This is a genomic window from Candidatus Symbiopectobacterium sp. NZEC151, from assembly GCF_025962655.1.
Taxonomy (GTDB): Bacteria; Pseudomonadota; Gammaproteobacteria; order Enterobacterales; family Enterobacteriaceae; genus Symbiopectobacterium.
Map to the genome: position 1 here is coordinate 1,045,420 of NZ_JAGFPE010000001.1, position 18,979 is coordinate 1,064,398.

Annotated in this window: 16 protein-coding genes; 7 read left to right on the forward strand and 9 right to left on the reverse strand. The window is 48.8% G+C overall.

Features of this window, described 5'->3' with window-relative positions; all coding sequences use genetic code 11:
- Nucleotides 1-9: 9 nt before the first annotated feature.
- Nucleotides 10-2,652 carry a hypothetical protein gene (locus J5067_RS04760; RefSeq protein ID WP_264650546.1) on the forward strand — a complete coding sequence of 881 codons (2,643 nt, stop codon included), beginning with the start codon at nucleotides 10-12 and terminating at the stop codon, nucleotides 2,650-2,652.
- A 216-nt stretch (nucleotides 2,653-2,868) separates the two neighbouring features.
- Here the strand turns inward: J5067_RS04760 and J5067_RS04765 are convergent, their stop codons facing one another.
- The 5 genes from J5067_RS04765 to J5067_RS04785 all read right to left on the reverse strand — a co-directional run bounded on the left by J5067_RS04765 (nucleotide 2,869) and on the right by J5067_RS04785 (nucleotide 7,599).
- Entirely contained in the window at nucleotides 2,869-4,437 is a 1,569-nt protein-coding gene (locus J5067_RS04765; RefSeq protein WP_264650547.1) for a hypothetical protein, read from the reverse strand.
- A 121-nt stretch (nucleotides 4,438-4,558) separates the two neighbouring features.
- Entirely contained in the window at nucleotides 4,559-4,993 is a 435-nt protein-coding gene (locus J5067_RS04770) for a DUF4157 domain-containing protein (protein WP_264650845.1), read from the reverse strand.
- Nucleotides 4,994-5,068: 75 nt separating this feature from the next.
- Complete coding sequence (locus J5067_RS04775) at nucleotides 5,069-6,442, reverse strand: ATP-binding protein (protein WP_264650548.1); 1,374 nt, start codon at nucleotides 6,440-6,442, stop codon at nucleotides 5,069-5,071.
- 260 nt (nucleotides 6,443-6,702) lie between these two features.
- The gene (locus J5067_RS04780; protein WP_264627998.1) at nucleotides 6,703-7,137 is read right to left on the reverse strand and encodes a carboxymuconolactone decarboxylase family protein; all 435 of its coding nucleotides are present in this window, start codon (nucleotides 7,135-7,137) and stop codon (nucleotides 6,703-6,705) included.
- 27 nt (nucleotides 7,138-7,164) lie between these two features.
- A complete protein-coding gene (locus J5067_RS04785; protein ID WP_264627997.1) occupies nucleotides 7,165-7,599 on the reverse strand; it encodes a GNAT family N-acetyltransferase in 435 nt (144 codons plus the stop codon).
- Between the two features lie 101 nt (nucleotides 7,600-7,700).
- Between J5067_RS04785 and J5067_RS04790 the strand changes: the two genes are divergently transcribed.
- Nucleotides 7,701-9,110, forward strand: a complete 1,410-nt coding sequence (locus J5067_RS04790; RefSeq protein ID WP_264650549.1) for a PLP-dependent aminotransferase family protein — start codon at nucleotides 7,701-7,703, stop codon at nucleotides 9,108-9,110.
- On the opposite strand, the gene J5067_RS04795 is transcribed toward J5067_RS04790, so the two are convergent.
- Nucleotides 9,099-9,584, reverse strand: coding sequence for a DMT family transporter (locus J5067_RS04795; protein WP_264650550.1), 486 nt, complete (start codon nucleotides 9,582-9,584; stop codon nucleotides 9,099-9,101). The genes J5067_RS04790 and J5067_RS04795 overlap by 12 nt on opposite strands.
- 147 nt (nucleotides 9,585-9,731) lie before the next feature.
- On the opposite strand from J5067_RS04795, the gene J5067_RS04800 reads away from it, so the two are divergent.
- Nucleotides 9,732-10,655 (forward strand): LysR family transcriptional regulator, encoded by a 924-nt coding sequence (locus tag J5067_RS04800; protein WP_264650551.1) that lies wholly within the window; start codon nucleotides 9,732-9,734, stop codon nucleotides 10,653-10,655.
- A gap of 5 nt (nucleotides 10,656-10,660) precedes the next feature.
- On the opposite strand, the gene J5067_RS04805 is transcribed toward J5067_RS04800, so the two are convergent.
- Nucleotides 10,661-11,194 (reverse strand): GNAT family N-acetyltransferase, encoded by a 534-nt coding sequence (locus J5067_RS04805; protein ID WP_264650552.1) that lies wholly within the window; start codon nucleotides 11,192-11,194, stop codon nucleotides 10,661-10,663.
- A 348-nt stretch (nucleotides 11,195-11,542) separates the two neighbouring features.
- Here J5067_RS04805 and J5067_RS04810 point away from each other — a divergent pair, with 348 nt between their 5' ends.
- Nucleotides 11,543-12,655, forward strand: coding sequence for an anion transporter (locus J5067_RS04810; protein WP_264650553.1), 1,113 nt, complete (start codon nucleotides 11,543-11,545; stop codon nucleotides 12,653-12,655).
- 135 nt (nucleotides 12,656-12,790) lie between these two features.
- On the opposite strand, the gene J5067_RS04815 is transcribed toward J5067_RS04810, so the two are convergent.
- Complete coding sequence (locus J5067_RS04815) at nucleotides 12,791-13,864, reverse strand: alpha/beta hydrolase (RefSeq protein WP_264650554.1); 1,074 nt, start codon at nucleotides 13,862-13,864, stop codon at nucleotides 12,791-12,793.
- Nucleotides 13,865-14,234: 370 nt separating this feature from the next.
- On the opposite strand from J5067_RS04815, the gene J5067_RS04820 reads away from it, so the two are divergent.
- Nucleotides 14,235-15,215, forward strand: coding sequence for a GlxA family transcriptional regulator (locus tag J5067_RS04820; protein WP_264650555.1), 981 nt, complete (start codon nucleotides 14,235-14,237; stop codon nucleotides 15,213-15,215).
- A 78-nt stretch (nucleotides 15,216-15,293) separates the two neighbouring features.
- Nucleotides 15,294-16,307 carry a type I glyceraldehyde-3-phosphate dehydrogenase gene (gene gap, locus J5067_RS04825; protein WP_264650556.1) on the forward strand — a complete coding sequence of 338 codons (1,014 nt, stop codon included), beginning with the start codon at nucleotides 15,294-15,296 and terminating at the stop codon, nucleotides 16,305-16,307.
- A 119-nt stretch (nucleotides 16,308-16,426) separates the two neighbouring features.
- On the opposite strand, the gene fucA is transcribed toward gap, so the two are convergent.
- On the reverse strand, nucleotides 16,427-17,074 hold the full coding sequence (gene fucA / locus J5067_RS04830) for an L-fuculose-phosphate aldolase (protein ID WP_264650557.1): 648 nt from the start codon (nucleotides 17,072-17,074) through the stop codon (nucleotides 16,427-16,429).
- 565 nt (nucleotides 17,075-17,639) lie between these two features.
- Between fucA and fucP the strand changes: the two genes are divergently transcribed.
- On the forward strand, nucleotides 17,640-18,950 hold the full coding sequence (gene fucP, locus J5067_RS04835) for an L-fucose:H+ symporter permease (RefSeq protein ID WP_264650558.1): 1,311 nt from the start codon (nucleotides 17,640-17,642) through the stop codon (nucleotides 18,948-18,950).
- The last annotated feature ends 29 nt before the right edge of the window (nucleotides 18,951-18,979 follow it).

Genomic DNA, 18,979 nt, shown 5'->3' on the forward strand with positions numbered 1-18,979 from the left:
ATAAAAACAATGATAAACCCTGGCTTCAGTCTGTTATCACGTATTCGTCAGCCAGCACAGCGCATCGCCAGAGGTGTGGTCTGCTGGCTATTGTGTGGCGGCCTGCTTTGCACTATCCCCTCGTTTGGTTACGCCGCGCAAAACGGCCCGGCTGACAGCGCCCAGCCGTTTAAAACGTGCAGTCAACAGTTAACGGCGAGTGATAAACGCAATTTCGGGAGAGAGATACAAACTCAGCTTGCTGTTTTGTACCAGAATGACAACAATTTCCAGGCCCAGTTGAAAAGAGGCCAGCTGCTGAACGATGGTATTGTTGGCCCTGCAACTCGCTACTGGCTGGATTACTTCTGTGGTGAATTTGCGTTCACCGCCCCTATCTCATCCAACGACCAACACCCGATATTTGTTGAATCTTTAATGATTGCGTTAAATCGCGCTGCTGAGCGTAATACACTTTTCCCGACGTGGCGCCCGACGATAACCCCCCCGGAGTTGCTTCATTTAACCTCAGCAGAGATTGAAATAAAACTCGGGCTTAGCGCATCAAAACCCGCTAAAGGTTCTGATACACCGAAACCCACAGAGCCTACGGCGCCTGAAAAAACCGCTAGTGATAGATCTCCCTACTATTACCAATTGACAGAAAAAGACTTCACCACCCTGACGCAGCTACAGACCGTACTGGCAACCTTTAAGAAGTTAGAAAAGCAGCAATTCGACCAACGCAGCCAACTTTATAACCAGCTCAGCGATTTATTTACCCAACTGATTAACTCACTTAACCAACTTAATATTCCTATTGCACAGCCCATTAATATCGACAATTTTATCGACGCTTACACGATAGAGCCCCCTCACCCCAGCACAAGTGCTACCACGAGCACGAGCACGAGCACGAGCACGAGCACGAGCACGAGCACGAGCCAAATTATGGATGGCGAAGCAAATAGTGTCGATGCAGAGAAACTAAATACCGCTGATAACCCTACCGACAATAACCATGCCCCTAGTACATCAAAGCAGGTGATTGAAACCAGCACACAAAGTGACACTCAAACGACAGCACCACAGTTAGTGTGGCAACTGAACCCTAATGCACTGAAGCAAACCATTGGGCAACTGCATATTACCTCGCTATCTAAAGATCAATTGAAAACACTTACGCCACTACAGGATGAAGTTTTTCCAAGTCTCTATCTATTACAAATGGCGATGAACGCGTTGGGAATTTCGCCAGCCAGTACGCAGGGCAAAAGCATTGTTGAATTAGCATACAAAAAAGGTCAAAGCCCTATCCGCGCCGTCCCTGTAAACTGGGAAGCCCCGCAGGACTGCGGGTGCCAGGACAGTACCAAGTCTATTTTTACGATAGGCACTTTTTATGGTTTCTATCCTTACTGGCAACACCTCGAAAAAGGGCAAACCATTGATTTTAGTCGCTTGGACCGCATTGGCTATGTTGGCGCAGTGATGAAACCTGGCGAGAATGGCAATACATTAGCACTGCCACAAAACTGGTCAGCCGACCCTACGTACAGCAAGTTTATTCAGACCACCCACCGCTATCGCACCAAGCTCGATCTGGTGGTGACAACGCCACGAGATCTCACCCAAGATCAACTGATCGCGCTGTTTACTGACGACATGGCACAGCGCCTTGTTGCATCCGTGACGATCCCCATGGACAAGTATTTCATTAATAATGTGCAGCAGTGGATCAGTCTTGGATTTGCAACCGTACTGCCCATTGCAGACGGCATTACTTTTGATATAGACCTTTCGGTCTTAGACACTCAACAAAGTCAGCAGGCCTTTTTATCATTCCTACAGAAGGTTAAAGCTGCCTTGCGTCAAAGCTATCAACATCAGTCTGGTATCAACGCACTCAACGCCTCTAAGGCAGACGATGATCGGTATTATGTGAATGTGATTGTTCCGGTAAAAGGCATCATAAAGCGTGAAGATGATTTTTATAGTTTCAGGAGTATCAATGAATTATCCAAAAATATCGATCTACTGCTCGTCCGACCTGGCTCACCGGAAAATAGCGATGGGGCGAAAGATGAACTGACTCAATTAAAGCAATTACAGAAATGGCTCAGCGAACAGCCGGATCAGGCCGACGTGCAACGGGTGTACAAGCAACTGGTTCCCGTGCTGATAACCGAAGACAATCGCAATCAAAAGTCGATGCTGAATCAACTGGTTAACTTTTCGAGCTGGAGCTTTTTGGGCGCAGCCTATTGGCCGCTGCCACTAAGCGCAGAAAATGAGACGCTGATTGATGATACATTCTTCCAGCAGGCCCCGCAGTACCCTAAACCGATTAATCAGATGATAAACAACATCAATAACCTGCTAAATTGGATCTGTGTTTATCGCTGGGAACTAAGAGCGGGTTTATTTGTATCGTTCGTGCTCATTCTCGTCTTTTTGGCTGCTTGTATCTGGTGTTACCCACTAAGAAAACATTTGAGTGGCATCCCCTTTGTGGCACTGACGTCGCTATCTATCAGCGGGTTAATGCTGGTGTTTGTGGCCGATCCCTTGTTTGAGAGTTATAAAGTGCCTATTTTGTTCGTTTTTATCGTAGTGATGGGATGGATATTATTTGCGGTCAGGATGGTGAGGAAGGAAGAGGATAAGCCTTAGGTGCCGGTCTTTAGTTATTGATGTTGATAACGGTTTGGTGCTGTTCAATACCCTGGCTACTGAACAGCACCTGATTGTCTGGTTCGGGGCATCTTCATATGCATGTAGAAGAGTGCTAATGCATTTTTCTATCGACTGCATTTATGGCAATTAGCTAAAAGTCGTTTCCAATGATTTTTTGAGCTTATGATTAATTTTTGAGTTTTAAGTCCATTTCTATAGATGCCAAGCGGGACTAAAATGAGTTCCAGCAAAAAAAACAAATAATGGTTCACTCCCTCCGTTATCAGCATGTTCCGTTACCTCATGCTGAGGGTTATGATATTCATCTGGCACCCCCTCATAGACAACATAAAGTTTATATTTCTTACCTGTTTGCTCGGTGACAAAATTTAATATATTTAAAGCCACATCTGCGGTTAGGTCAATATCTCCATCATTATTAATATTCAACCTTTCCCGATAAATACTAGCGCCCTCGCTCGAAATATCAATATCAGCGGCCTTAAATATGGAGATAATTGAGCAATTATTATCAGTTCCATCCGCAAACCCAATATCATAACATTGATCTACCCCTATTCTAGTAGCTTCAGACAATACACTTTTGTGCAGCACATCCTTTAAAGGCATTTCCTCTTCTATGCTTTCGTCAAATGGACTTGATTCTGACTCGATTTGAAAGCCACTTTTTATTGGTATTACGGCTTTTCGTTTACCCTGAACTTCACTTGCCTTCAACGCATAGCGCAGAAATTTTTCTTTTGCACTAATATTTTGTCCATCGTTTTCACTTAACTCATCGTCAGTATCCGAACCGATACAATCCAATACTGAAAAAGGAAAGACTGAAATACCGGACTCTTCCATTTTATCTAATGTTGTCGGCTCTGTTCCATAAGGGTTGACATAGTGGATTATAATTTTTGAGTTTTTATATTTTTTCGCCCAACAGATAATATCTTCAGTACACTCTTCACACGGGCTATTATTTATGGTTATTGTTATTTTCTTAGGTTCAGTTCTATTATTAATTAGAACCGAATCAATTTGTCGAAGTAAGATCATTTCAGCATGACCTCGATTATACTTACTGCCAGGTATATTACTTAGGTCAGATACATTACGAAGCTCAACATTAAAGCTATTTCCATCACTTAAAACCACTTGTGCAACAAGCGTTGTTACTGTAGTAAAAGAAAAATTTTTTATGGCCTGTCTTCTTTTAGTAACATCAACTATTCCTTTTTCCGAACTGCCCGTCGGTAATAAAGGCCTGTCAATATCTTCCTGAAACACATGCTCAAATGCTATTTTATCTGGCTCTATTTTTTGAAGATGACATCGTACCTGATTTAAGGAATACCACCCAGGAGCAGCACTTAGCTCTGCTATCACTTGCCTTATTTGGGCTTCTCTGCCTTTCCCTTTAATATGCAGGTATTGTGTAATCAAATTTTGCAATTGGTCTTCAGAGGCTAATTCATGCCTTTTACTTGTAGAATATTTTGATATAAATCTCTGTATAGGATTAACATTTTTTTCGAACTTATTTGGCGTTCTGGAAAGACAGGTGTCAGTTGCGAGAGGTTGGATATTACTGGACTCAATAACAGAGTTGTTTTCATTTATGTTCGTATAGTTCTTTATCACAAACTGCAAAGGCTGTATAGGCCTATTATCCACAAGCCCCAAACTTGTCTTCCGGTCACCTTTATTCTGAGAAGCAGCGTTGGCAACGGATCTATTCTTGTTCCTCTCCGTTTTTTCTATTTGTTTATACATATTCCAACCTTTTTTTTATTTTTGTCAAATCTTACAGGCCATTTATATTTATACGTAATATTTCAACACCCAAACTCATTATTACTTCACTACTTAATTAATAGCTATCCCCCCCAACGGTCTAAACGCCCCGTAACGCTTTAGCGCCCAACACATTAGCCTCATGCTCTAACGCCGGATGATCATTGACTGCCATTCCGGCAACCGAGGTGGTTGGGGCAACGCGCCCCTGCGCTTGTTGCACCACGTGCCCCAGTTCATGCGGTAGATGCTTTTCCTGCCCGGCACCAAGATGTATATCGCTGCCCTGTGCGTAGGCATGCGCCTGAACGGCAGCGGGTTTTGAAGAGTTATAATGCACCCGGACGTGATCCAGACTCATGCCACTGATATTTTCCATACCACTTTTCAGGTTATCGGGCAGGCCGGTTTTATTGGGCTGTCTTTGCACGGGCTCATTGCGATTGTCCTCCAGTGCCGTCGTAGCAAGGCGGGCTTTACGCTGCGAAACCGCCTGTCGGGTTGATGGATATCGTGTCGTTTGTTTTGAAAACATCACAAGCTGCCCTCTTTCTCAATCGTGCTATATCAAATCGGGATCACCCTTTCCGCTTATGTCACGCCGCTACATTCACTCAAAAAACATTTTGTTATCTTTTCTAAATTCCTGACGAATACTGGCAATAATGTCGTCCTGATTAACTACGCGTTCATCCCGTTGAATAGCCGTTAATGCACATTGGCGCAGCACGTTAATGATTTGCCCACCGGCCACTTCATAGCGATCGGCAATGGCGGATAAATTGACATCTTCAGCGAGTTCACACACGCCATGAAAGGCGTTTTGCCATAACTGTAAGCGCTCTTTCGGCCCAGGGATGGTAAATTGCACCATACTCTGAAAACGTCGGGTAAAGGCTTCATCCATATTGGTTTTTAAGTTGGTAGCAATGATCACCGTGCCGGGAAAATCCTCTATCTTTTGCAATAAATAGCCTGTCAGTTGGTTGGCATGCCGGTCATTGGATGAGCTGACTTCAGAGCGTTTGCCAAACAAAGCATCCCCTTCATCAAAAAACAGTATCCACTCTTTATAACTGGCGGCTTCAAACACACGAGATAGGTTTTTCTCCGTTTCACCAATGTATTTTGACACCACCATGGAGAGATCGACGCGATAAACATCCCGCCCGGTTGCTTTACCCAGCAGCGCCGCCGTCAGGGTTTTGCCCGTACCCGGAGGGCCAAAGAACACGGCCCGATAACCCGGCTTCACCTTTTTCACCAATTGCCACTCATCCATAAGCGTGTGGCCATAGTTGAGCCAGGCATGCAGCTCTTCAATTTGCGCCATTACGTTGGCATCCAGTACCAGATCTTTCCATCCCAGAGGGGATTCCAGTAAATGGGCCGGGAAGCTGGCACTTAGCTCAGGGCGCAGTCGCTCACCGGTCATAAAATAGTGCAACCACTCTTCATTTAATCGATAAATGCCCGCCCATTTGGGCACGCCTTCATCGACAGATAAAAGTTGAGTGACCTGCTCTGCCATCAAACGATGTGTGTTTGAAAAAATGGCGTGGACGTAGACGCGCCAGTCGGGGTTATTGGCACTGATAAGAAAGTTGAGTGTTTGCCCCGTCGGAATAAAACCGCTAAAAGCTTTGTCACTGACACCACCAAATTCAGTAAAAGGGCGATCAATAATGCGGTTAAGGCCAAAGAAAATATCAAGGGTATCGGGTTTCACGCTGGACGCCATGGCAAGCGCCAGGGCCAGACGGTCATAAATAGAGAGTTGCCAGTCAATAATCAGATTGGCATAAGGCGTGCCTTTTGCCAGTTCCGGTGGCGGAATATCCAGCCAGTGACGTTCATGCCCCTCTTGTTTAAGATAGCTGCAAATGACCTGATTGATCACCAGCGACAGCCATGCCATCTCGCGATAGAGCACAATGACATTGTTCGCTTGTTGATTATTCTCGATATCTGCTTGTTGAAGCATGCCAAATCCTTAAGAAGAGGTGCATCAAGCTTAGATCAGCTTTTGAGCAGAGGCGTATGCAACAAAATCATTATAGCACGTCATTCAACCCGGTTATTTTATCAACAACGCCAGTCGATGAATTTATCAAACAGCGAGGCGTACATCGTGTACCGGCAGTTAAAAGCGATCAGGAGCGCTGGCGTGGACTGCAATCGATATGCAGAATACTCATATATTCTTTTTCCCATTCCGGCGCTTCCCTGAACCCGACGTAAGGATTACTGACGCATGCCGATCGCCAGACGGTTGAATGCACTCATCAGCGCAATGGCAAAGGTCAGATCGGAAATTTCAGCTTCGCTGAAACAGGCCTTCAGAGGAGCATAATCCTCGTCAGGTGCATGTGTTTTATCTACGTGCGTCAGAGACTCCGTCCACGCGAGGGCGGTACGTTCACGTTTGCTAAATAATTCGCTGACGCGCCATCCTGCCAGGCTATCCAGTCGCGCGGCGCTTTCACCGTCAGCGCGCAAGGCTTTGGCGTGCATCTCCAAGCAAAATGCGCAGCCGTTAATCTGAGAGATCCGCAGCCAGACTAACTCAATCAGCGCTTTCCCAAGACTGCTCTTACTCAGTGCCTTTTTGGTCTCAGCAAACCCGTTATAGGCTTCCGGGGAAAGGGTGTAATACGGTAAACGTTGTGGGGTGTTCATCAGGTTATCTCCGGTTATAAAAAAACGTCATGCCAAGGACTGGCGAAAGTGCATGCCTGCCGCCAGCAAGCCTTGTCGATAGTAGAAACGTTGGCCCAGCGCATTACCTAAAGCGGTATCAAGCACCAGGTGAGTACAATTCTGACAGCGCGCCTCTTCGCGCAGAGCATCGATTAATTTCGCGCCCAGACCGTGGCTGCGGGCGCGAGGTGCCGTCACAAGATCATCAACATACAGAAAACGCCCGTACAGTAGATTTTCCGAGTGCCGGTAGCCGGTCAGAGCCAGTAGCGCTTGATCCTGCCAGATGCCCAGCAAGCAATAACCCTGTTCAGCCTGACGGTAAACACGGGCTATAAAATTCTCTGCATCGGTCAGGTGTGGTCGCAACTCCCGCATTAATAGGTACGCGGCATGGAGCGCCAGTTCGCCTTCAACCTTGTGTACTTCAAATGTCGCCATTCGTTCCTCCTGTCTACTGGCGGCAATATATCGCCGCAATGACCTATGCTACAGTGACAAGAATTACCTAAACTACCAGGACATATAACGTGGAAGCACTGATGCCAACATCCAGTTGGCAGCCGGACACGCCGCTCTATTTGCAGCTTTATCAGCGATATCGCGATGCCATCACTGCCGGTCGGTTGCGCCCGGGGGAACGCGTCCCCTCAATACGCAATCTCGCCAGTGAGCTTCATGTAGCACGGGGAACGGTGGAAATGGCTTATCAGATGCTGGTCAGCGAAGGCTATCTTGTGACGAAGGGAGCGGCAGGTACCCGGGTCTCGCCTCAACTGGCGACACTGCCGAACGCCGGAAATCCGTTACAACAACGCCGAACCTCAGCAGCGCAGCCGTATCAGACGCGCCTGGTGAGGAATATTTTACCGTTTCAGCCAGGTGTACCGGCACTGGACGCGTTCCCACGGAAAATATGGTCTCGTCTGTCGGGACAAACACTGCGCATGATTGAGTCATCGATGATGAATCAGCCCGATCCGGCCGGATATGCGCCGCTTCGGGAAGCTATCGCCACCTATCTGGGTATTTCTCGTGGTATCGCCTGCACGCAGGAGCAGGTGTTTATTACCATCGGCTATCAGGGAGCGCTTGAGCTGCTGTGTCGCACCGTTTTACGGACAGGCGACCGTGGTTGGTATGAAAATCCCGGCTATTTTCCCGGCAGAGACTTTCTGGAGCAAATGGGGATGGAGTTAACACCCGTTCCGGTAGATAAAGAGGGGCTACAGGTTGCCACCGGAGAGCAGTTGGCACCGAATGCACGATTTGCCGTCGTTACACCTTCACACCAAAGCCCCACAGGCGTCGCGCTGTCCTTACCCCGACGACTGGCGTTGCTGGCGTGGGCGAACCAAAAAGATGCCTGGATCATCGAGGATGACTACGACAGTGAATTCCGTTACCACGGCCACCCACTACCGGCCCTCAAAAGCCTCGATCATGAGCAACGCGTGCTTTATACCGGCACTTTCAGTAAAGTCCTTTTTCCCGGCTTACGTCTGGCCTATCTGGTGGTGCCCCCCTCTCTGCAACTGACCTTTCACGAGGCAGTTAACCACTGGCCCGGTCCGGGTTCGATTCTGCCACAAGCGATGGTGGCAGCGTTCATGCAACAGGGGCATTTTGCCCGCCATTTGCGCAAAATGCGTCAGTTGTACGCCGTCAGGCGTGGTTATCTTGTAGAGGCACTTGAAAGCATTTTCGGCCCTTCTTTGCACATCCAGCCTCAGGCAGGGGGGATACAGGTTATGGCCTACCTGAACGAACAACAATCCGATAAGGCACTGGTGATGGCAGCCCAAGCAGCAGGGCTTGGTGTTAAAGCGCTCAGCGAATGGGATGCAGGGATCCCGCAGCAGAACGGGCTACTCATGGGATTTACTAATTTTACCTGCGCGGAAGAAGCACAAGCGGCGGTGAAACGTTTAGCAGCACTGCTAGCGACATGAGACTCTTGGCAACGTGGTAGAAGCAGAAACAGGCGTCTGTTCTGCCCCACCGCCTCCCTTTCCCGTATGCTGCATGAGAACGGCTCCGGCAATAATGAGTATCACACCGGCTACCCGGGTTAGCGTGACGGGGTGTGGTGCGAGCCCCATCAAACCAAACTGATCGACAAGTATCGCCGCGATCGTCTGACCCGCCACCACCAGAACAAGGAAACTGGCAGCGCCGAGTTTTGGTGTTAAGGCTGTTGAACTGACGACATAAAGTGCACCAAATACACCGCCAATCCAAAGCCACCAGGGCCCCTCCAGGGCACTGCTCAGACGAGGGCCCGGTGCTTTGAAAAACCACAGCAGCGGTAATAGCACAAGCATACTGACTGTGAGCGAGACCAGTGCCCCCCACAGCGGGTGTCCCAGCGCCTTACCTACCGCAGCATTACTCGCTACCTGAAACGGCAACAACGCGCCGGCCAAAAGCGCAGTTCCTGTCGGGATAAGCGATAAGGCGATAACTTTAATCAACATGTGATACCTCCAGAAAAAGAATAATGCGATAGAGGCATCTTCCATTATTAGCTATATTTATTGAAATTAGTAATTTGTATACAGGACATGCATGAAATGGATGCTTTACGGAAAATTGATCTTAACCTGCTCCTGACGTTACATGCCCTGCTCGCTGAGAAACACGTTACGCGCGCGGCGCTCAGGCTCCATCGCAGCCAGCCGGCGGTGAGTCACTCGCTGGCACAACTGAGAGTTCACTTCAAGGATCCCTTGCTGGTTCGTAAGAACGGAAAAATGACGCTTTCGGCCAAGGCTCACGCCCTGCTTCCTCCGCTTGAAACTTTGCTTCAGGGGTTGAGTAGCCTGTTAGCGCCTTCCGTATTTGACCCCTATACGGCAAAACGACGCTTCAGGATAGCGATGTCCGATTACGCCGCAAGGATAGTATTGCCCTCTTTGGTGATTCATCTGCGACAACATGCACCGGGAATGGATCTGGCTATTATTCAAGCCAGTAGAGAAATGATGCTGGCACAACTTGAAGATGGTGAAGTGGATCTTGCGCTGGGCGTTTTCCCAAATTTTGTCGAAGGTATTCAGAAGGAGACGCTTTTCACTGAAGCGTTTATTTGTCTTGCCGACAGGCGCTTTCTGCCTGTGCGTAGTGATCTGACCCTGGAAGAGTGGCTGGCGAAGCCACACGTACAACTGGCAACGCTGCCGGATACGGTTGATGAAATTGAAAAAGCATTGATTGCCAAGGGGCTAAAACGACACGTCTGTGTGGCACTTCCTCATTGGAGTGCCGCAGCAAACCTGCTTGCCGGAACCGACCTGGTATTAACCATCGCCAGCCGTACCGTGGCACCTGAAGATTGTCATGATGCTCTTTGTCGCTTTAACCCCCCTCTTGAACTTCCCGATTTCGCGTTTGAACAAGCCTGGCATTTCAGGAAGAATGCCGATCCGGCTCATCATTGGCTACGTTGCGCGATCGTGGCGAGTTGTGAACGATTCAGAGAGGTTGCTTCTGCCTAACTTATTTATGCCCATTCCTTCTTAAGTAGCGCATAGATATAGGTGTCATCGTATTTTGCCTCATCATTCTGCCCTGCAAACGAAACGAACTCCTTAAAACACCCTTCGCGACGCATATGAAGACGTTCGCAAAGCCGCTGAGAGGCGAGATTGTAGTCCTCAACGTAGGCGTACAGGCGCCGAGCTTCTTTTTCAGTAAACAAGTACTGAAACAGCGCGGAGACAGATTCCGTCGCAAAGCCCTGTCCCTCATAATGGTGGTTAAAATGCCAGCCAACTGACCAGGTATTGCTGTCCGGCTCTTCTCTGTTATCGGCAAACAGATGCCCGATCAATGTGTCATTCTCTTTGAGGCACACGGCAAACTGGCTGGGATCAGCGGCTCTTCTGGTAACCTCTTCCCGAGCTTCTGCGAGTGAGCTCAGCTTTTCATCCTGAAAACAGGGAGTGCGCGGCGAAGACAGGTAGTCTAGCAGTGACAGGGCATCTTTTTCCCTGAAAGAACGAATGACAAGTCTTGGCGTGGTGACTACGATCATGATGTGGTGGGCCAATAAGATGAATGTGTACCTATTCTACCATTCGTCAACGATACACGCCCAAAATCTTCCAAAAAAACACATCTAAGCTATTGATAAAAATGGATAGTAACGATTGACTATGCGGACATTGCTGATAATGCCCATCCGCCTTGCTGGCCTGGCAACGGGCGCAGTGCGGTGATGGGCCCAGCATTGACAGAGAGGGTCGCCAGTCATTACTCTTTTGCCGCAGCTTCATGGTGTAAACCCGGAAACCATCCGATACGGAAGGGATAAAACACCCTGTCAGCGCAGAAATACTTGAGTGTTTTCTTTTTACACCTTGCAACAAGGGTTGCTGTCTGAATGAGTATGCCTTTTTTCCGCGCCTTACTGCGCGACCGTTTTTTGCACCTGTTATTGATTATTGGCGTCGGTCTTTGTTTCGCCGTGCCTTTCGCTCCTGCTACCTGGCCTGGGGCAATTGACTGGCATACCATCATCACCCTGAGCGGATTGATGTTATTGACGAAAGGCGTGGAGCTCAGCGGCTATTTTGATGTACTAGGGCGTCGTATGGTGAGGCGTTTTCACAGTCAACGGCGACTGGCGATATTTATGGTGCTGGCCGCCGCGACACTGTCCACCTTTCTGACTAACGATGTGGCGCTGTTTATTGTGGTGCCGCTGACGATTACCTTAAAGAAGTTGTGCAGAATACCGATCAATCGTCTGATCATTTTTGAAGCGCTGGCAGTTAACGCCGGTTCCCTGCTCACCCCGATTGGCAACCCGCAGAATATTTTGCTGTGGGGACGTTCAGACCTATCATTTCTGGCCTTCATCTGGCAGATGACGCCGCTGGCGCTGGCAATGATGGCGACATTACTGGTGTTGTGCTGGTTCTGCTTCCCCGATAAAACGCTTAATTATCTTAGCGGTGAGAAAAGTGTGGACTGGCAACCTCGACTCGTCTGGTGCTGTCTGGTTTTTTATCTGATCTTTATCGCCGCACTGGAATTAAAACAGGAGCTGTGGGGGCTGGCACTGGTGGCAGCGGGCTTTGTAGTGCTCGAGCGCCGGGTCATCCTGACGGTTGACTGGACTCTGCTGCTGGTTTTTATGGCGATGTTTATCGACGTTCACTTGCTAATACAGCTACCTGCGCTTCACGATGTTCTCAGTAGTACCCGGTATCTGTCACCGGCTGAATTGTGGCTGACGGCCATTGGTTTGTCGCAGTTTATCAGTAACGTGCCTGCCACCATTTTGCTACTGAATTACGTTCCGCCAGACACCCTACTCGCCTGGGCGGTAAACGTGGGGGGATTCGGTCTGTTGCCAGGTTCGCTGGCAAATTTGATCGCTCTACGTATGGCCAACGATCGCCGTATCTGGTGGCGCTTTCATTTCTACTCTTTGCCGTTGCTACTCTGGGCCGCCGTGGTGGGCTACGGTCTGTACTATTTCGGATCCTAGACTGCCCCTACTGATTGGCTGATTTGTAATAAGCACGCCCGAACACTCCGGCAGTGTCAGCAGGCTTAGAGATTTATAGCATAAGAAAACACCCGGCCAAGCCGGGTGTTGATACACACTGATGTTCACGCTGCTTTACTTGAGGCGATAGCAGTTTATCCCGGCGTTGAATGACAGTTCGTCATAAACGCTTTCACCGTTAAAAACGCGATTGAAAAAACGAAATGCTGAGCTGTTTGAGTTTGAGACCGCATCACCTTCAAAATACGCATGACTGCTGCCAACAACCTCTGTGAAGTCTACATAAATGGCCTGTTTTGCATCAAGGTTATGCAAATGATGACCCAATCGTGGCAATTGTTGCTCACCTAATTTTGCTCTTGATAATTTCAGTGCACTATCATCTTCATTAATCGTGATGTAGACAGACTTACGACAGGGTATTTTATCCACCCATTGTTTATGATCTTTATTATTGGCATCAGCAGCCGCCAATATGACATTATCGAACAGCAGTTCATGTGCGTTTGAACTCTCAGGGTACAAGGTATATTGATACAAATAGTTGCCCATGCTGTGTGTCATCATATTGATGGATATTGGGCATTTATCTTCCTGTAGCCGCATGATCAATGCATTACGCTTTTCCGTTGAAGCATTGCTCCCAAGTTGTTTATCGACTTTTTTTACAATCTCAATTTTTACCTTTTCCACCTGTTCCCTGAACAGTGCTGCCATGCGGCCCAGGCAGCGATCGAGGGCTCCCGTTGAGGCCCGCGCATCTCTTTTATCGCTAAGGTATGAGGCCGTACCCCATACGCCGCCCCCATTGGCTGGCCAAGAGAAAACCAACACTTCAACATTATAAAGTGCTTCCAGCCGTGCTGCACGTTCCAGCACATCCTCTATGTTATTATTATAACCATGGACAAAAAACAGCAAATTTCTTTTCTCTGCCTGTAATTTTTTAAACAAAACGGCAGCAACATAATCACTGGCATAATAAGTCACACCGGCGTCAGTCAGATTAACTTCTGTTTTCATTTTCTCAGTTATCTTATCGGGAAGAATATTAACCGTCCACTTACCCTCTTTTTTCTCTGCCGCTACCAATCGTAATTCATTAGGACCATTTTCATTAGCCGTATCACCAAACAGTTTCAAGTCCTTGCCATTTTTATTCACATTCCTATTCGTCACAATAAACATAGAAATCACCTTTAATAAAGATATATTTATTACGGAATGGTTTCACCGAAATGCATTTTTATTCATGGTGCTTTGGCCGCAGCTATCGGCAAAACACCGCGTGCAGGCACGCAGAGATGCATTAAGATGTGTTATGTAAAAATTTGAATTGAAACATTTGCGCGCGGTAACTATCACCGCTGACACAAGCGTAGACAGCGGAGCGCAACTTATCCACTGGCGTAGGATAAAACGCTGCGCGCTTTTAACGGTTTTTTGCTATTCCCAAGGTAGCCGCTGTGGTGAAGGTCTAGGCATCTCAGTAAAAGACCTCAATACGCACACACCGCCCCTGTCTTGACTTATTTTGCAAAAAGTATATTTTTCGGACATGAAGAAAATCCTGATTATCGTTCCCGATGGCGGCATGCTGTTTGAGTCTGCCGGTATTGCCGACATCCTGATGCAAGCGAACCAACTGCATACTGACGGGTTGGCGCATCCTCGCTATCACATCAATATTGCCACCACACAGCCGCATCAGGTGATCCACGGTCAATCTGGGCTGAATCTGCTTGCGGATCACCGCCTGCATGAGCTGGATCCCCGAGAGCCGCTCGACACCATCCTGATTACCGGCCGTGGGCAAAATGAGCAGGAAGGCATTGCCGTCGTCGATTGGCTGCGCCTTGCTGCGCCGCATGCTAGGCGCATTGCATCGATTTGCGGCGGCGCGATGCTGCTTGCTCAGAGTGGGTTATTGAACGGCAGGCGAGCGACCACGCATTGGAAACTGCTGGAAACCATGCAGTCGGCCTTCCCTGAGGTAAAGGTCGAAGCGGGTCCACTGTATATACAGGATGGCCCTATCTGGACTTCCGGCGGCGTCAGTTCTGGTTTTGATCTTACGCTGGCGCTGGTTGAGGAGGATTACGGCTTTAGCCTTGCCCGCGATGTCGCACAAGATCTGGTGATGTATCTGCGTCGCCCAGGTGGTCAATTGCAGTTTAGCCGTTACAATCTGCGCCAAACCGGCAATTCAGGTCCGATAAGCGATTTGCAGGCGTGGATACTCGACAACATTACCGCCGATCTCGGCGTGGAAGCGCTGGCAGAAAAAGTCGCCATGAGCCCGCGTAATTTTACCCGGGTATTTACCCGTGAAACCGGCGTTTCTCCGGCGCGCTATGTGTCAGAAGCGCGCCTTGCCGCCGCACGACAACATCTTGAACAAACTACCGACACGCTGGAGCGGATCGCCACCAATACGGGGTTTGGCAGCAGCATTAATCTGCGTCGTATTTTTGAAAAACAGCTGCAATTAACCCCCGGCGAATATCGCCAACGCTTCCATTGTCGCAAAATGGCGTAATGTGATCCTTTTTTGTCATTTACGCCAATAGCGCCATGGCCTACAGTCACTCCAGAGACAACCTATAAGGAGTGCATCATGGTCAACGTCGGTATCAATGGTTTCGGCAGAATCGGGCGCAACGTGCTGCGTGCCGCATTGGGCAACCCAGACATCAACATTGTGGCAATTAACGATTTGACGGACAGCAAAACGCTGGCCCACCTGCTGAAATATGACTCTCTGCTGGGCACACTCTCAGCCACCGTTGAAGCCACCAACGGGCAGTTGCGCGTTAATGGAAACCCCATCACCGTGTTCAGCGAACGCGACCCAGCACGCATTCCCTGGCGTGAGGCTGAGGTGGATATCGTTATCGAAGCGACGGGCCTTTTTACCGAACGCGAAAAGGCGGCGGTGCATATTGATAGCGGCGGTGCCAAGCGCGTCATCATCTCTGCGCCGGGCAAGAATGACGACTTAACGGTGGTGATGGGCGTAAACCATGGATTATACGATCCGCAAAAGCACTACGTTATCAGCAACGGAAGCTGCACCACCAACGGTTTGGCACCGGCGGCACAGGTTCTGCACCAGCACTTTGGTATCAAACATGGCCTGATGAATACCACACACGCCTACACCAACAGCCAGGCATTACACGATCAGCCGGAGAAGGATCTGCGTGGCGCGCGCGCCGCCGCATTATCGATTGTGCCCTACTCCAGTGGCGCGGCCAAAGCGCTGGGGAAAGTGATCCCGGAACTGGATGGGCGGCTGACCGGCTATTCCCTGCGCGTGCCGGTGCCTGTGGTATCAATCGTCGATCTCACGGTGACCCTTGAGCGCGAGGTGACGGTAGAAGAGGTCAACGACGCATTCCGTCAGGCGGCTGCCTCCGGCCCGTTACAGGGCATTCTCGGCTATAGCGACGAGCCGTTGGTCTCGAGCGATTATCAGGGCGATCCGCGTTCATCCATCATTGATGGGCTATCGACGCTGGTTATCGGTGGCAATATGGTCAAAATCCTCGCCTGGTACGACAACGAATGGGGATTTTCAAACCGCCTTGTCGATTTAGCGCTGATGATAAGCCAACGTGAACCGGCATAAATACCGTGACCGAACACCCGGTTAACCCGGGTGTTCATCGCCTGATAAAAGCCGCCGCGTGACCACGCCCTGTGGTTACCGTTAAGTGCAAACACCGCAGCAACCTGCCTGATGCCACCTTATTCTTCAATGCGCAAGCCATAGGTTTTGAATTTTTCCAGCACAATGGCAATCTCTTCCTCGCTTAATACCGGTACCGGATCGACAATGGCTAGCGTACTGAGATAGAGATGAGCCAGCACTTCCACTTCGTGCGCGAGCCACAAGGCTTTCTCCAGATTTTCTTCGCAGGCAATCAGACCGTGGTGCTGCAACAACGTGGCCTTACGGTGTTTGAGCGCAATGGCAACCTGTTCAGAAAGCGCACGCGTGCCAAATGTGGCGTAGGGTGCGCACGGAATCGAATTCCCACCTGCCGCGGCAATCATGTAGTGAATGGCCGGAATCGGACGATTAAGAATTGAAACCGCCGTGCAGTTAACCGCGTGGTTATGCACCACCGCGTTAGCATCCGGCCGGGTTTGGTACGTAACCCAGTGAAAACGCCATTCGCTGGAGGGCAATTTACCCTGTTCGTGTTGCCCGTTGGCATCGATATAAACAATGTACGATTCGGTGAGTTTTTCATAAGGAATACCCGTTGGCGTAATCAACATACCCTCCTGATAACGCACGCTCACATTCCCTGCGGTGCCTTGGTTAAGCCCCAGGCGAGTCATTTCCAGACAGGTGTCAATAATTTGCCTGGCCAATTTGCTGCGTTCCATTTATTACCTCTCTCAGTGATTCACAATAAAGTGGCTGAATCCCGGTGCAGTATCGCACCCGGTTCCATTAAATTAATCAGATTCGTAGTCACCATCATCACGCGGAATAACAAGAAGGATATTTACATCGCCGTTTTTTGTGACGGGACTCAATTAATTCGACGTAAAAAAAGATGAATCCATCAACAGCGCATTTTGAAAACGCCCGTTATTAACAAGATTATTAAAAACGGTCATTTTAAACATCCGTAAAAAATGCCCGTTTTGTAGCTATTTTATTAAATCGGTCATTGCCAATGTGGTTTTACGCAATAATTTTCTCAAACGGTCATGCCATCACGCTAATTAAGGTGATGGCAATCACATAAAAACACCAAGCATTGTCAAATGTGACAAGCATCATATTAAACGACGTGGTTTATTTGAAAATCAATTCATGCGTTCACCCGGCGTATTGATTTATTTATCCGGTGCATCCCCGAACTCGCATAAATTTGCGATTCGAACAGAATGCGAACTGCACGCCAATGGCTGTTGAACACCCTTCTGAACTGATGAGGTTGCTATGGGAAACACAACGATACAAACGCAGAGCTTCCGGGCTGTGGATACAGGACAAACAAAGCGTTACATCATTCCATTCGCGCTGCTCTGCTCTTTGTTTTTTCTTTGGGCGGTCGCCAATAATTTGAATGACATTCTATTACCGCAATTTCAGCAGGCCTTTACCCTGACAAATTTTCAGGCTGGGTTGATCCAATCCGCTTTCTATTTTGGTTATTTTATCATTCCCATTCCCGCAGGAATTCTGATGAAAAAACTCAGCTATAAAGCAGGGATTATTACCGGGCTATTTTTGTACGCGATTGGCGCCGCCTTATTCTGGCCTGCCGCCGAGATGATGAATTACGCGTTATTCTTGATTGGGCTGTTTATTATTGCTGCCGGACTCGGTTGTCTTGAAACCGCAGCCAATCCTTTTGTAACGGTATTAGGACCAGAAAGCGGTGGGCATTTCCGTCTCAATTTAGCGCAAACCTTCAACTCCTTTGGCGCTATTATTGCGGTGGTCTTTGGGCAAAGTCTTATTTTATCCAATGTGCCACACCAACCGCAGGAGGTGCTTGATAATATGGCACCAGAACAACTCAGTGCCTATAAACACAGTCTGGTGTTATCGGTACAAACGCCTTATCTGATTATTGTTGCAGTGGTACTCATCGTTGCACTGCTGATCGTGTTTGCCAAATTCCCTACGCTGCAAAGTGAGGAGCACCCTGATAGCGCGCAAGGATCGTTCAGTGCATCGTTTACTCGTCTGGTTCGCATCCGTCACTGGCGCTGGGCCGTGCTAGCGCAGTTTTGCTACGTCGGCGCACAAACCGCCTGCTGGAGCTATCTGATTCGCTACGCCATCGAAGAGATCCCCGGCATGACGCCCGGTTTCGCCGCCAACTATCTGACGGGCACCATGGTGTGTTTCTTTATTGGCCGCTTCACCGGCACCTGGCTCATCAGCCGTTTTGCACCACATAAAGTACTGGCGGCCTATGCCCTGCTCGCCATGATGCTGTGCCTCCTCTCGGCAGTCAGCGGTGGGCATCTCGGGCTGTTGGCCCTGACCCTGTGCAGTGCGTTTATGTCGATTCAATATCCAACCATTTTTTCATTGGGTATCAAAAACCTGGGACAGGATACCAAATACGGTTCGTCCTTTATCGTCATGACCATCATTGGTGGCGGCATCGTTACGCCGGTGATGGGGTTTGTCAGCGATGCCGCCGGCAATATCCCGACCGCCGAACTGGTGCCAGCGGCCTGCTTCGCCATCATCTTTATTTTTGCCCGTTTCCGTTCACAAACGGCAACCCACTAACGCTTTATCCGTATAACGTGAGGAATTGT

What these genes read in the sequence shown, in the direction of transcription:
- fucP (WP_264650558.1), top strand. Translation starts at nt 17,640, where the DNA reads ATGGGAAACACAACGATACAAACGCAGAGCTTCCGGGCTGTGGATACA.
- J5067_RS04805 (WP_264650552.1), bottom strand. Translation starts at nt 11,194, where the DNA reads ATGATCGTAGTCACCACGCCAAGACTTGTCATTCGTTCTTTCAGGGAA.
- J5067_RS04775 (WP_264650548.1), bottom strand. Translation starts at nt 6,442, where the DNA reads ATGCTTCAACAAGCAGATATCGAGAATAATCAACAAGCGAACAATGTC.
- J5067_RS04765 (WP_264650547.1), bottom strand. Translation starts at nt 4,437, where the DNA reads ATGTATAAACAAATAGAAAAAACGGAGAGGAACAAGAATAGATCCGTT.
- J5067_RS04770 (WP_264650845.1), bottom strand. Translation starts at nt 4,993, where the DNA reads ATGTTTTCAAAACAAACGACACGATATCCATCAACCCGACAGGCGGTT.
- J5067_RS04810 (WP_264650553.1), top strand. Translation starts at nt 11,543, where the DNA reads ATGAGTATGCCTTTTTTCCGCGCCTTACTGCGCGACCGTTTTTTGCAC.
- gap (WP_264650556.1), top strand. Translation starts at nt 15,294, where the DNA reads ATGGTCAACGTCGGTATCAATGGTTTCGGCAGAATCGGGCGCAACGTG.
- J5067_RS04820 (WP_264650555.1), top strand. Translation starts at nt 14,235, where the DNA reads ATGAAGAAAATCCTGATTATCGTTCCCGATGGCGGCATGCTGTTTGAG.
- J5067_RS04785 (WP_264627997.1), bottom strand. Translation starts at nt 7,599, where the DNA reads ATGGCGACATTTGAAGTACACAAGGTTGAAGGCGAACTGGCGCTCCAT.
- J5067_RS04780 (WP_264627998.1), bottom strand. Translation starts at nt 7,137, where the DNA reads ATGAACACCCCACAACGTTTACCGTATTACACCCTTTCCCCGGAAGCC.
- J5067_RS04760 (WP_264650546.1), top strand. Translation starts at nt 10, where the DNA reads ATGATAAACCCTGGCTTCAGTCTGTTATCACGTATTCGTCAGCCAGCA.
- J5067_RS04815 (WP_264650554.1), bottom strand. Translation starts at nt 13,864, where the DNA reads ATGTTTATTGTGACGAATAGGAATGTGAATAAAAATGGCAAGGACTTG.
- J5067_RS04800 (WP_264650551.1), top strand. Translation starts at nt 9,732, where the DNA reads ATGGATGCTTTACGGAAAATTGATCTTAACCTGCTCCTGACGTTACAT.
- J5067_RS04790 (WP_264650549.1), top strand. Translation starts at nt 7,701, where the DNA reads ATGCCAACATCCAGTTGGCAGCCGGACACGCCGCTCTATTTGCAGCTT.
- fucA (WP_264650557.1), bottom strand. Translation starts at nt 17,074, where the DNA reads ATGGAACGCAGCAAATTGGCCAGGCAAATTATTGACACCTGTCTGGAA.